Annotated in this window: 13 protein-coding genes; 10 read left to right on the top strand and 3 right to left on the bottom strand. The window is 31.5% G+C overall.

The features are described 5' to 3' along the window. Positions 1-13: 13 nt before the first annotated feature. Positions 14-1,153, bottom strand: coding sequence for a radical SAM/CxCxxxxC motif protein YfkAB (gene yfkAB, locus CD127_RS04335; RefSeq protein ID WP_167409919.1), 1,140 nt, complete (start codon positions 1,151-1,153; stop codon positions 14-16). Between the two features lie 158 nt (positions 1,154-1,311). Between yfkAB and CD127_RS04340 the strand changes: the two genes are divergently transcribed. The 7 genes from CD127_RS04340 (at position 1,312) to CD127_RS04370 (ending at position 6,743) form a co-directional block, all read left to right on the top strand. Further along, on the top strand, positions 1,312-1,473 hold the full coding sequence (locus CD127_RS04340) for an SE1561 family protein (protein WP_103298568.1): 162 nt from the start codon (positions 1,312-1,314) through the stop codon (positions 1,471-1,473). Positions 1,474-1,544: 71 nt separating this feature from the next. Next, positions 1,545-2,063, top strand: coding sequence for a type 1 glutamine amidotransferase domain-containing protein (locus CD127_RS04345; protein ID WP_103298567.1), 519 nt, complete (start codon positions 1,545-1,547; stop codon positions 2,061-2,063). Between the two features lie 228 nt (positions 2,064-2,291). Then, positions 2,292-3,104, top strand: coding sequence for a monofunctional peptidoglycan glycosyltransferase SgtB (sgtB, locus tag CD127_RS04350; protein ID WP_103365895.1), 813 nt, complete (start codon positions 2,292-2,294; stop codon positions 3,102-3,104). A 177-nt stretch (positions 3,105-3,281) separates the two neighbouring features. Continuing rightward, positions 3,282-4,085, top strand: coding sequence for a recombination regulator RecX (recX, locus tag CD127_RS04355; protein ID WP_103365896.1), 804 nt, complete (start codon positions 3,282-3,284; stop codon positions 4,083-4,085). Continuing rightward, positions 4,078-4,392 carry a YfhH family protein gene (locus CD127_RS04360; protein ID WP_103298564.1) on the top strand — a complete coding sequence of 105 codons (315 nt, stop codon included), beginning with the start codon at positions 4,078-4,080 and terminating at the stop codon, positions 4,390-4,392. The genes recX and CD127_RS04360 overlap by 8 nt, the downstream gene beginning before the upstream one ends. 15 nt (positions 4,393-4,407) lie before the next feature. After that, entirely contained in the window at positions 4,408-5,925 is a 1,518-nt protein-coding gene (locus CD127_RS04365) for an ATP-binding cassette domain-containing protein (RefSeq protein WP_103365897.1), read from the top strand. Further along, positions 5,904-6,743, top strand: a complete 840-nt coding sequence (locus CD127_RS04370) for a teichoic acid transporter (RefSeq protein WP_235851303.1) — start codon at positions 5,904-5,906, stop codon at positions 6,741-6,743. Before CD127_RS04365 ends, CD127_RS04370 begins: the two co-directional genes overlap by 22 nt. A gap of 50 nt (positions 6,744-6,793) precedes the next feature. Here CD127_RS04370 and CD127_RS04375 read toward each other — a convergent pair whose 3' ends face one another. Beyond that, entirely contained in the window at positions 6,794-7,771 is a 978-nt protein-coding gene (locus CD127_RS04375; protein ID WP_103365898.1) for a metal-dependent hydrolase, read from the bottom strand. Between the two features lie 143 nt (positions 7,772-7,914). On the opposite strand from CD127_RS04375, the gene mutY reads away from it, so the two are divergent. From mutY to CD127_RS04390, 3 genes are all read left to right on the top strand, one after another. Next, a complete protein-coding gene (mutY, locus tag CD127_RS04380) occupies positions 7,915-8,958 on the top strand; it encodes an A/G-specific adenine glycosylase (RefSeq protein WP_103365899.1) in 1,044 nt (347 codons plus the stop codon). A 125-nt stretch (positions 8,959-9,083) separates the two neighbouring features. Next, positions 9,084-9,626 (top strand): nucleoside tri-diphosphate phosphatase, encoded by a 543-nt coding sequence (ntdP, locus tag CD127_RS04385; protein WP_053030354.1) that lies wholly within the window; start codon positions 9,084-9,086, stop codon positions 9,624-9,626. A gap of 163 nt (positions 9,627-9,789) precedes the next feature. Further along, a complete protein-coding gene (locus tag CD127_RS04390) occupies positions 9,790-11,526 on the top strand; it encodes an ABC transporter ATP-binding protein (RefSeq protein ID WP_103298560.1) in 1,737 nt (578 codons plus the stop codon). 63 nt (positions 11,527-11,589) lie between these two features. On the opposite strand, the gene CD127_RS04395 is transcribed toward CD127_RS04390, so the two are convergent. After that, on the bottom strand, positions 11,590-12,684 hold the full coding sequence (locus CD127_RS04395) for an FUSC family protein (RefSeq protein WP_103298559.1): 1,095 nt from the start codon (positions 12,682-12,684) through the stop codon (positions 11,590-11,592). Between the last annotated feature and the right edge of the window lie 114 nt (positions 12,685-12,798).

Consider the following 12,798-nt stretch of genomic DNA (forward strand, 5'->3'; position numbering starts at 1 on the left):
CTCCCTCTTTTATTTAATTAAAGATATGCTCGCTATGCATAGCAATTTCATTTTTTCTGAAATCCGTATTAGGATAATACATATTTTTAACTAACACATTTGGTCCTAAACAATGGAACGCTTCACAATGACAATTTAAAGATTTCGCTAAATCAGTATCTAACCATGTATTAAATACATCAGTTAACTTATCACGTTTGATATTAGAAATTGTCCCATTTTCATCACCGAAATCTGTAACAATTACATCTCCACTAAATACATTAACGTTTAAACGACTACGTCCATCAGGGTCGTTACGCATAGTAACGTTTTTAGCATCTCTTAAACGTTGCAATAACGCTTGGTCATTCTCATCATTGATACATGGATAAATAGGTAATGTACCAAATAACATCCACACATCTTCATCACGAATATCTAATAAATGATGAATAGCCGATTTCATTTCTTTGAGAGATAACACATTGAGTTGACTCGCAAAGTCAGCAGGATACATAGGATGAACTTCATGTCTGCTACATTTCATATCATTCACAATTTCATTATGTATCTTATCTAAATAAGGTAGAGTGCTTTGATTTAACATCGTTTCAGCTGATACAAACATTCCTTGTTCAGATAAAGTACTCGCATTATCTAACATTTGTTCATATAATTTTAATTTCGCTTTCAATGGTGGTTGTTTCTTCATCGCGCCGAAACCAACATCAGTAAATTCTTGAATTGTTCCCCAGTTATGAGAAATATGCATCACATCAATATATTCAGCAATATCTAAATATCGGTCTTGAGGGAGTGTTAAATTAGAATTCATTTGTACATAAATACCGCGATTTTGCGCATATTTTAAAAGTGGCTTCACCACATTTTTAATGGATTTCTTAGAAAACATTGGTTCGCCACCAGTAATAGACATTGTACGTAAATGAGGGATTTCATCTAAGCGTCTATAAATAAGGTCCATAGGTAGAGGATCTGGATCTTTCGTTTGTAATGTGTAACCTACAGCACAATGACTGCATCGCATATTACATAAATTAGTAGTAGTGAATTCAATATTACTTAAAGTTAAGTTCCCATGTTCTTCGATGTCGTTATAAGCTTCCCACGGATCATTTGTGATAGAAATGGGTTTTTTACTATTTGTCATCAACATTATTATTACTCCTAAACTTATAAATTCCTTTCTCCGTTGCTAAAAAGTACAGTAAACATTATTAAGATTATATCCCTTTTTGTCAAATTCTGTTAGGATAAAACTAACGTAATAGTTAAATAAAATAATTTTTTAAAGGAGTGTTCATTTTAATGGACGAAAAACAAACTATTGACCAAATTAAAAGTCGTTTATCAAAATTCTTAGAAGATATCGATCATGTTAATCCTGATGAAGTAAGTGTAGAAGATATCGATGAATGGATTGGATTACTTGATCAATTAGAAGAGAAAGTAAAACAAGTCTCTAAATAAATTTCATGTTTAAAGCACCTTAAACTTGTCTATATATTAAATATAAATTAGTTAAGAAAGGTGATACACATATGGCTAAAAAAGTAGCAATTATCTTAGCAGACGAATTTGAAGATATCGAATTAACAAGTCCTAAAGAAGCTTTAGAAGAAGCTGGATTTGAAACTGAAATTATTGGAGATACTGCTAACGCAGAAGTCGTTGGTAAACATGGCGAAAAAGCTACAGTAAATGTGAGCATTGCAGATGCTAAACCAGAAGACTATGATGCATTATTAATTCCTGGTGGCTTCTCTCCAGACCACTTACGTGGAGATGCTGAAGGTCGCTATGGCGCATTCGCTAAATACTTCACTAAAAATGATGTACCAACATTCGCAATTTGCCACGGACCTCAAGTATTAATCGATACTGATGATTTAAATGGTCGTACTTTAACTGCTGTATTAAACGTACGTAAAGATTTATCTAACGCAGGTGCAAACGTGGTTGATGAATCAGTAGCAGTTGACAAAAATATCGTTACAAGCCGTACACCTGACGACTTAGATGATTTCAATAGAGAAATCGTAAAACAATTAGAAGACTAATAAGTTTAATATAATTACCTAACATTTGAAACATGTGTTTGTTTCAAGCGAAGCTGTCCACGAAGTCACTGACTTTGTGGACATTTTTTTATTTTTATCTATATGTATAGTCTCAGGTCTCATGCCTAGTACACCTTGGGACTGATTTTTAATGATAAGTATAGCTAAAAATATAAAGTACTGTTAAACTCTCAATTATAGAGTGAGTTTAAGTAAAGGAGCTAGCGCATGAAAAGAAGCCAAAGATATAACAACTCGCCTGAGAGCTATTCACATCATCAAAATGAACCACATTATAATACGTATTACAGACCTGTAGGTAAACCGCCTAAAAAGAAAAAAAGTAAACGTATTTTTTTAAGAATATTTATTATTTTAGCCATCCTATTCGCCTTGTTTACTGGTTTAATGTATTTCTTATCATCTAGAGCGAATGTAGAGGCTTTACAAACGATTGAGAATAAAAGTAGTTATGTTCCAGTAGATAATATGCTTGACTATGTAAAAGGGGCATTTATTTCTATGGAGGATGAACGATTTTATAAACACCATGGATTCGATGTTAAAGGGACTGTCCGTGCTATATTTTCAACGATAGGTGAACATGACGTTCAAGGTGGCAGTACCATAACGCAACAAACTGTAAAAAACTATTATTATAGTAATGAGCGATCATTTACTAGAAAACTTAAAGAACTGTTTGTAGCTCATAAAGTCGAGCAAGAATATAATAAAAATCAAATCTTAAGTTTTTATCTAAATAATATTTATTACGGTAGTGACCAGTATACAATTGAAAGTGCTGCAAACTATTACTTCGGTACTACGACTAATCAAAACAATAGTAGTATGTCTCAAATCACTGTGTTACAAAGTGCTATTTTAGCAAGTAAAGTGAATGCACCTAGTGTATATGACATCAATAACATGTCCGATAATTTTAAAAATCGTATTAAAACAAATTTAGAAAAAATGAAACAACAAGATTATATTAATGATAGCCAATATCAAGAAGCATTATCACAATTAAATAATTATTAAGTTATTGTTATGAATGAAGAGTAAGATATATACAAAGTCTTAGTCTTCATTTTTTATTTATTAAGGTGGTTAAAATGCTTTGAGAGTGGCGATAGCTATTATAAAATAATAAATGTTGAAGTTGGAAAAATTCCCGATCAGTTATAATAATTCATTTTCAAAAAAGGAGGGGAAACAATGCCTAAAATTACTAAAATTGAACTTCAAAAGAAGAATAAGGAACGTTTCAATCTGTTCTTAGATGGAGAGTTTGAAATGGGTATCGATATTGATACGTTAGTAAAGTTTAATTTAAAAAAGGACCAAGTTGTTGAAGCGGCTGAGATGGAACGAATCCAGAAATATGAACACTATAGATTGGGTGTTAATATAGCCATTCAATATTTATCTTATAAGAAAAGAACTGAAAAAGAAGTGCGCCAACATTTAGAGAAAAGTGAAATTAGCGATGTGGCAATTCAACAAGTTATTGATTACTGTTATAAAGAAAAATATATTAATCACAATGATTATGCTGAAAGTTTAAAAAATACAATGATTAATACTACAGATAAAGGTCCGGAAGTTTATAAACAGAAATTGTACCAAGTAGGGGTAGAACCTAACATTATTAATCATTTCGTGACAATTTATGAAGAAGAACAGCCTTTAGAAGCGGTGGTTAATGTAGCTCAAAAAATTATGAAAACTAAAAAAGGTCCAGAAAGTAAAGTAAAACAAAAAGTTTTACAGGGTTTAATTCAAAAGGGTTATTCCATGGAGGTAGCTAATCAAGCTATGAGTGAATTAGACTTCACGCAAGATGAAGCAATGGTGGATGATTTGTTACAACGTGATTTAGAAAAAGTTTATAACAAACAGCGTCGTAAACATGATGGACAAATGCTTGTGATGAAAACCATTGAGTCCCTTATGAGAAAAGGCTATAAATATGATAAAATTAAAGATAAATTAGAAGAAAGTGGTATTTCTGATGAATGATAAAAAACTCAGTGAAATGTCTGAACAAGAATTAAGACATGAAATTCAAACTTATAAAGAGAAAATGCGTAAAGCAGAAATGAATGGCATTATGAATGAATATGATGTCTATCAAAGTAAAGTGATTGTAGCGGAAAGTTATTTAGTAGATCGTACTAAAATCGAACTTGGCAGAATATATAAATTAACAGATGGCAGTGAACAATATTTTAAAGTTGAACGCTTAAAAGGTATCTTTGCATGGGGGTATAGAATTAATAGTTCTAATCCTGAGGAAGGTTTACCAATCGCTTTATTAAAAATTTAGAAGGATGTAACAAGAATGGGAAGTTCAATAGTTTTAAAGTTACTTAATGTTACGCAATATTATAGAAACAAAAAAGATAGGAAATGGTATTTACCATTTGGCTATGCTGCTGAAGACATTGAATTAAATAAAATATCTTTGCATATTTATCAAGGTGAAGCGCTAGCCATTATAGGAGAACCTGGCTCCTCAAAAACATTGCTTGGCAGAATTATGTCCGGTGATATCAAACCCGATAGAGGGAAAGTACTCCAATCAGTTTCTACATATTATGGTGATATTAAAGATAAACATTTATTAAATATTACAGTAAAAGAATATACTAAAGATATTCAACGACTCTTTACATATGAAACGTCCTCACATAGCGTGGAGCAAATTATTAAATTCGCACATTTGGATGATAAAGCTTCTACTAAAGTGAACGAACTCAGTCATTCAGAATTTGCCCAATTGATATTAAGTATTGCTAGAGTATGTCGCAATGAAGTGATTATCTTAAATCACATTATTGAACACCTTAATGAAGACTTTTTAGAGAAAGCGAAACAATTGTCTAAAGATTATGTATCTGAGAATTTGTCCATCGTCTTTATTGATAATGATGTAGAAAAAGTCGCTAAAGTAAGTAACTATGTCGCATGGATTTCACATGGACAATTACGTTTAGAAGGCTCATTAAATCAAGTATTACCAGTATTTAGAGAGCATGAACGTGATAGATTAAGTATTGAAGGTGAAGATGAGCAACAAAACTTTGATCTGGATTGGAAAGAAAGTCGAAGTCGATTGCCTGAAATGAGTTATAACTTTAAAAGAGTTGAACGATATAAACATGTCAAAATTCCAGATTTCATAGTGAAATTTTGGACGATATTAATTGCCGGGTTATTAGCTTTCGTGTTATTTGGTGCATTGGTAGTAAATAACGTTGGTAAAGTTGAAATTCCGGCCAATGAAGTTCAAAAGAAAGTTCAAAATAAAGATAAAGATCCATTCGAAGAAAAATTGGCATATGGCATTGTGCTAGATAAATCAGTCAAACTTAATGGAGAAGAAAATCGCAATATACCTAAATATAGTTTCGTTACTATTACAGGCGAAAGTGCTAAAAATTACCGCGTTGTTGTCGATGGTAAAAATTATGAGATTGGGAAAAGTAAACTGCAGTACTTCAACCCAGCTGCACTTTATGAATCTCATGAATTTAAAACGTTGGCACCATATATGAAATCAAATTATAGTAATTATGTTGATTATTTCAATGGTCAATTACATAAAAAACATGAGCAAGTTAAGAAAACACTTGTACCTGAAGAAGACCAACGCTTTGTAGTTCCTATCACACAACAACCTATTGATATGTTATTTAACGATGAGAATAAATTGACTGGGTTTGTTTATCCAATCGTAGACAAAGATAAATTAAAAGATAAATACCATATTAAACAAGATTTATGGACGGTTAAAACGAGCGATGGCTATTTAATTGCTGATATGAAGAACAATAAATGGATTTATGTGGAATTGTAGGTGGAAAAATGATAGATAATTTAATTTTATATTTTAAACACTTTCCATCGCTTTTAAAATTTGCAAAGCAAAGATTACTTAATACATGGAAATGGTTTGCATCATTATTTTTAGCACAGTTGATTCTTGTAGTCATCTTACTATTATGTGTATCGTTCCTAGAAATAGAAGAGGTAGTTAAAGCCCAATGGTTATATAGACTTCTCACTTTTATAACCTTTATAACAATGGTAGGTACAATTTATAAAGCATATACAGAGTATAGTCGAGATTACCTAATTACTAAGTCGTTTCAATTAACGCCTTTAGTTACTGCAATCATGAATGTCATAATGGGCAATATTGTTATTTGGATCTTATCACTAATCATAGCTATTTTTAAACCTACGAACTTGGAAACATCAGTGCTTTCATATTTATTCTTTGCTTTAATGTGTATGCTGTTTATGATATTCATTGTCGTAGCGTTAGGATTACTTGATTTAATTAGAAACAAAGTAACTAAACTATTTATCATTGTGAGTGTGATTTGTTTCTTCTTAGCACCAATTATTTATATTCCGAGCACGAAATTCCATATTATTAACCAAATTTTAAAGATTAATCCAGTTTATTATCTTTTAGACGGCTCAGCTAGTTCCGTTATATTTGGGTCGGTAAATATGTATAATATCGCTTATCATATTTATTTCATTATCTTTTTAGTTTTAGTAGGCACAATCAATTTTATGTTAGTGCGATACGTTGCTCATGAAAAGTATAAATATACGCATCATACCCAGAATGTAAAAGAGGGTACAGAACATAAGGCAAAATAAAAAAAGAGGTACGCTATCAAATGTATTTATTGATAGCGTACCTTATTCTATTAATGTGAGTATAATTTCTTCTGTAATTTCTCTTCAGTAAATACCCAACCTATATAAGAATGATCGATATGATTATCTTTATCTAAATGTGCAATAGCTGCAAAAGAATAATGACCTTTATTCAAATAACGTAAATCGATTAATCTAATTTCGGTAGTATCATCATCTAGTTGACGTGACTGCCAACGATAAATTGATGAGAAATTTAAAAATGTTCTAATATCAGGATTACCTTTAATCTGCCATAATAATGAATCTGGTGAAAACTTCTGACGTTTAACTTTGTCAGTAAATGTGACGTTTCGACCGTAAGCACGTCCCACATAATCATGTTCTTCAGTTTGAATTGCGACACGCCACTCCATAAATTTCATTGTAGGTGCTACAAAGATTTTAACTGGACGATGTTGTTGTTGAATTTGTTTTAAAGCTTGTTTGCGAATAATCGCTTGCATTTTAAAACGAATAATATAATAAACGATAAGTATTGCTATAATTGGGAAGAATACTAAGAACGGATGAACTCCGAATGCCCAAATGATAATACCAAGACATAAAATACCAAAGATGATTGGATCAAATGTATTAATAACACTGAGTTGAATCCACTTATTAGTAATAGGTCGCAATGCTTGTGTACCATAAGAATTGAAAATATCTACAAATACATGAAGAAATACTGCAAGTTGCGCCCACAACCATATATGCGTTGCATCAATATGTGGAAATAAAATGTAAATGGCGAATGTAATTAGTATCGGCCACAAAATAGTAAACGGAATTGAATGTGTGATACCTCTATGATGAGAAATGTAAGTTGCATTATTTTTTAATTTTAAAACAGTATCACCATCAGGGATTAAAGATCCAGCAATTAAAGTTGTAGCCGTAGCTGCCATTGTATCCGCCATCACAGGATCTTGCGTAGCTAAGGCGGTCAGTCCGACACCCATAGCAATATGTGTGGCTGTATCCATAAAAGTTCACTCTTTTCATTTGAATTTAATATATATTATAATCTAAAAATTAGAATAACAAAATTAAGACACTTAATAAAAAATAAAAAATTAGTTAAATTGGATAAAGTAGAATAAAAATGAATGTAGAGAGGAAAATATCAATGTTAAACGAACCCACTTTTAAAAATAATATCGTTACATGGTTCGAAAAAAATCAAAGAGAAATGCCATGGCGTGAAACAACAAATCCTTATTACATTTGGTTAAGTGAAGTGATGTTACAACAAACGCAAGTTAAAACCGTCATAGATTATTATCATCGATTCATTAATCGTTTTCCAACAGTCGAAGCATTAAGCAATGCTAATGAAGATGAAGTTCTAAAATATTGGGAAGGTCTAGGATATTATAGTCGAGCACGTAACTTTCACACTGCTATTAAGGAAGTAGAAGAGAAGTATAATGGCGAAGTCCCATCATCTCCCGATAAGTTTGCTCAATTAAAAGGGGTAGGGCCATATACTCAAGCAGCTGTCATGAGTATTGCATTTAATCAACCGTTAGCTACGGTAGATGGAAATGTCTTTCGTGTATGGTCAAGATTGAACAATGATAAACGAGATATTAAGCTGCAGTCTACACGTAAAGCATATGAACAGGAACTACAACCGTACGTACAAGAAGAAGCGGGTACATTTAATCAATCTATGATGGAATTAGGCGCATTGGTCTGCACACCTAAAAATCCATTATGTTTATTTTGTCCTGTCCAAGAAAATTGTGAAGCGTTTAAAGAAGGAACAGTGCTTGAATTACCTGTTAAAACTAAAAAAGTGAGCAAGAAAACTAAAAATCAAAATGTCTTTTTAGTAAGAAATTCAAAAGGTGAATATTTGATAGAAAAAAGACAAGAAAAATTATTAAATGGTATGTGGCAATTCCCAATGTTTGAAGGAGCAGGTGCGTTAAAACAATTAGAAGAAAAATTGAATGTTGCAGTAACAATCGCAGACGAAAGAGTATTCCATCTCAAACATCAGTTTACACATATGACATGGGATATAAGTGTTTATAGTGTCATTGAAGACGTAGATATTTCTCTAGAGAGGTTTAAAGGTCAGTTGGATTGGTTAAATTTAAATGAACGTCATCAATATACGCTTCCTGTATCAATGGATAAAATATATAAATTTATTGTCGGATAAACTGTTTATCATGCATGACTCGGGAGAACGATGAATTTAGAAGTATTTTTAATGAAGTTTAAAGTCTTTTTTGAAAATATGCTATAATTTAAAGTGCAAAAAATGATTAAAAGGTGGTGTGGAGTATGGTAAAAGAATCCATACCTAAAGAAGGCGAAAATATAAAAATCCAGAGTTATAAACATGATGGAAATATCCATAGAGTATGGTCTGAAACTACTATTTTAAAAGGAACGGATCACGTTATCATTGGGGGAAATGACCATACTTTAGTCACTGAAAGCGATGGTCGCACTTGGATTACAAGAGAACCAGCAATTGTCTATTTCCATTCTGAATACTGGTTTAATGTTATATGTATGTTTAGAGAAGATGGTATCTATTACTATTGCAATTTATCTTCACCATTTGTTTGTGACGAAGAAGCTCTAAAATATATTGACTATGATCTCGATATAAAAGTATATCCAAATGGCAAATATCATCTATTAGATGAAGATGAATATGAACAACACATGAATCAAATGAATTATCCTCATGATATTGATGTTATTTTACGTCGTAATGTCGATATTTTACAACAATGGATTGAACAGAAAAAAGGACCGTTTGCGCCTGATTTTATTAAAGTGTGGAAAGAACGATACAAAAAGATTCGCAATTATTAAGCATAATAGATGTAATCAGTACATAATTGTTTTATAGTACTTGAGTAATAATAATTAGAGGTTGAAACTACTTTTTTATTACAGACGCTACAGTTTGTAAATTAAGTCTTCAACCTCTATTAATTTTCATAAATAAGCGTAAATGGATGGAGGGGGAACACGAATGATACGACGATATTTAGAATTCGTGAAACCATATAAATATCGTATATTTGCGACGATAATTATTGGTATTATCAAATTCGGCATACCAATGTTAATACCATTATTAATTAAATATGCTATAGATGGAGTTATTAATAACCATGCGCTATCTACGAATGAAAAATTCCAACATTTAGCAGTAGCGATTGGGATAGCATTATTTATCTTCTTAATTGTTAGACCACCTATCGAATATCTTCGCCAATACTTAGCTCAATGGACAAGTAACAAAATTTTATATGATATTAGAAAGCAATTATATAATCACTTACAAGCATTAAGTGCAAGATTCTATGCGAATAATCAAGTCGGCCAAGTTATTTCACGAGTGATTAATGATGTGGAACAAACCAAAGATTTCATTCTGACTGGTCTTATGAATATTTGGTTAGACTGTGTGACTATTATTATTGCGCTTTCTATTATGTTCTTTTTAGATGTTAAATTAACGTTAGCAGCAATTTTTATCTTCCCATTTTATATTTTAACCGTTTATTTCTTCTTTGGACGTTTAAGACAATTAACACGCAAACGTTCACAAGCCCTTGCAGAGGTACAAGGATTTCTACATGAACGTGTACAAGGGATGTCAGTTATTAAAAGTTTCGCTATTGAAGACAACGAAGCGAAAAATTTTGATCACAGAAATAAAAATTTCTTAACTAAAGCCTTTCAACATACGTCATGGAACGCGTATTCATTTGCAGCTATTAATACGGTAACAGACTTAGGACCAATTATTGTTATTGGTGTCGGGGCTTATCTAGCTATTAATGGTTCAATCACTGTTGGTACATTAGCCGCTTTCGTTGGATATTTGGAACAATTATTTGGACCGTTAAGAAGATTAGTTGCTTCATTTACAACGTTAACGCAAAGTTTTGCTTCAATGGATAGGGTATTCCAATTAATGGATGAAGATTATGACATCAAAAATGGCATCGGTGCTCAACCTATTGAAATTAAACAGGGACATATTGAATTAAAAGATGTAAGTTTTAAATATAATGACAATGAATCACTCATTTTAAAAAATATTAACTTAAATATTGAACGTGGAGATACCGTAGCTTTCGTAGGAATGAGTGGTGGCGGTAAATCAACATTAATCAATCTTATTCCACGTTTCTACGATGTGACTCAGGGTGAGATCCTTATAGATAATCACAATATTAAAGACTTTTTAACTGGTAGCTTAAGAAATCAAATTGGTTTAGTACAGCAAGATAATATTTTATTCTCAGATACTGTAAGAGAAAATATATTATTAGGTCGACCAGATGCTACAGAAGATGAAGTGATTGAAGCGGCTAAAATGGCAAACGCCCATGACTTCATTATGAATCTTCCTCAAGGTTACGATACTGAAGTAGGGGAACGAGGCGTTAAACTTTCAGGTGGTCAAAAACAACGTCTTTCTATTGCACGAATATTCTTAAATAATCCGCCTATTTTAATTCTAGATGAAGCAACAAGTGCACTCGATTTAGAGAGTGAAGCAATTATTCAAGAAGCTTTAGATGTATTAAGTAAAGATAGAACAACTTTAATCGTGGCACATAGACTTTCAACAATTACTCATGCTGATAAAATTATTGTTATGCAAAATGGACAAATAGTTGAAACAGGCACACATGATGAACTTATCGCTAAAAAAGGCGCGTATGAACATCTATATAGCATTCAAAACTTATAATACAAAAATCCGCTTATTAAGTATAATCACTTAGTAAGCGGATTTTTGTATATCAGTAGAAAATCATAAATCAAAATCTTCATCAGCAATATCAATATCAGTATCGTTACGATGATAAGTGAAGAAACTTAATCGTAATCTATCAAGATGTTCTAAGAAATAACGATATTCTTCTATTGCAGAAATAATTTGCATAACATTTGAATATGAATACTCAGTTTGATAAGGATTTTGAATTAATTGTTGTTGGAAAGCATCCATTAAATTTTTCTTTTGAGGATTCTTAATCTGATTATCAAAGTGTTCAACATTATACTTTGCTTTCTTAGATAAGCTTTTTAAAATTTGTTCATGATAAGCAGTTAACGAATCCAATTCTAATTTAATTTGGAAGATTAAATTGTGATTCACATGATGTAAATCATTTTGGTAACGTGACATTCGATTTAATACTTCATAAGCTTGTCTTGTAGTACCAACAACTTCTTTAAATAAAATTTTCTTTCTATTTTGTTGAAAAGCAGTTTTACGTGTTAACGCTTTTTCTTCTTCGTAATAATTAAAAATTTGTTCTAATTTTGTAATGCGAGATTCTATTTGTTCACCGTCTTCTTTAATCTGATGATAGTCAGAGGCATCATTTAACACAAGTTTGAACCAAATAAATATATCTGAAGCAATATTTACGGAATTATAATATATTTTGGTTTCAAATTTAGGTGGTAGAAAAATCAAGTTAACAATTGAAGCACTAAGTACACCAATCATAACAAGGATAAATCTAAAGGTAGCTGCTACATAAAATGATCCAGTGTGTTGCCCCATAATAATAAGGGCAGTTACACCTGCTAAAGTAGCAACGTGCGCTAAATTAATCTTGTATAAAATAGCGATTAATAAAATAACTGTTACACCCATAATCACAATATTTTTACCAAATATTGTTACCATAATTACAGCAAGGATTGCGCCAATGACATTACCTGTAGCTTGCTCAGAGATTGTTTTAATTGAACGATAGATATTAGGTTGCATAGCAACAATCGCACTAATACCCGCTACAGATTTTAAACCAACGTTATCAGGTAAAAAAGAAGCTATGAACAGAGCAAGGATAATTGCGATTCCAGTTTTTAATATACGAGCTCCTAGCCTCAACTATAACGCTCCTTTAAAGAAATAATTTTAACTTAGTATACAACCGAATCTTTATTCTATACAAGTTTTTATCCTAAATAAATTAAAATAGCCTATTAAATTGTTATTATAATG

The sequence above is a fragment of the Staphylococcus petrasii genome (assembly GCF_002902565.1).
Lineage (GTDB): Bacteria > Bacillota > Bacilli > Staphylococcales > Staphylococcaceae > Staphylococcus > Staphylococcus petrasii.

Bases quoted from the DNA above. Each gene is read 5' to 3' on its own strand.
- yfkAB (WP_167409919.1), bottom strand. From the start codon at position 1,153: ATGACAAATAGTAAAAAACCCATTTCTATCACAAATGATCCGTGGGAA.
- ntdP (WP_053030354.1), top strand. From the start codon at position 9,084: ATGGTAAAAGAATCCATACCTAAAGAAGGCGAAAATATAAAAATCCAG.
- CD127_RS04340 (WP_103298568.1), top strand. From the start codon at position 1,312: ATGGACGAAAAACAAACTATTGACCAAATTAAAAGTCGTTTATCAAAA.
- CD127_RS04375 (WP_103365898.1), bottom strand. From the start codon at position 7,771: ATGGATACAGCCACACATATTGCTATGGGTGTCGGACTGACCGCCTTA.
- CD127_RS04360 (WP_103298564.1), top strand. From the start codon at position 4,078: ATGAATGATAAAAAACTCAGTGAAATGTCTGAACAAGAATTAAGACAT.
- CD127_RS04390 (WP_103298560.1), top strand. From the start codon at position 9,790: ATGATACGACGATATTTAGAATTCGTGAAACCATATAAATATCGTATA.
- sgtB (WP_103365895.1), top strand. From the start codon at position 2,292: ATGAAAAGAAGCCAAAGATATAACAACTCGCCTGAGAGCTATTCACAT.
- CD127_RS04345 (WP_103298567.1), top strand. From the start codon at position 1,545: ATGGCTAAAAAAGTAGCAATTATCTTAGCAGACGAATTTGAAGATATC.
- CD127_RS04365 (WP_103365897.1), top strand. From the start codon at position 4,408: ATGGGAAGTTCAATAGTTTTAAAGTTACTTAATGTTACGCAATATTAT.
- mutY (WP_103365899.1), top strand. From the start codon at position 7,915: ATGTTAAACGAACCCACTTTTAAAAATAATATCGTTACATGGTTCGAA.
- recX (WP_103365896.1), top strand. From the start codon at position 3,282: ATGCCTAAAATTACTAAAATTGAACTTCAAAAGAAGAATAAGGAACGT.
- CD127_RS04370 (WP_235851303.1), top strand. From the start codon at position 5,904: ATGGATTTATGTGGAATTGTAGGTGGAAAAATGATAGATAATTTAATT.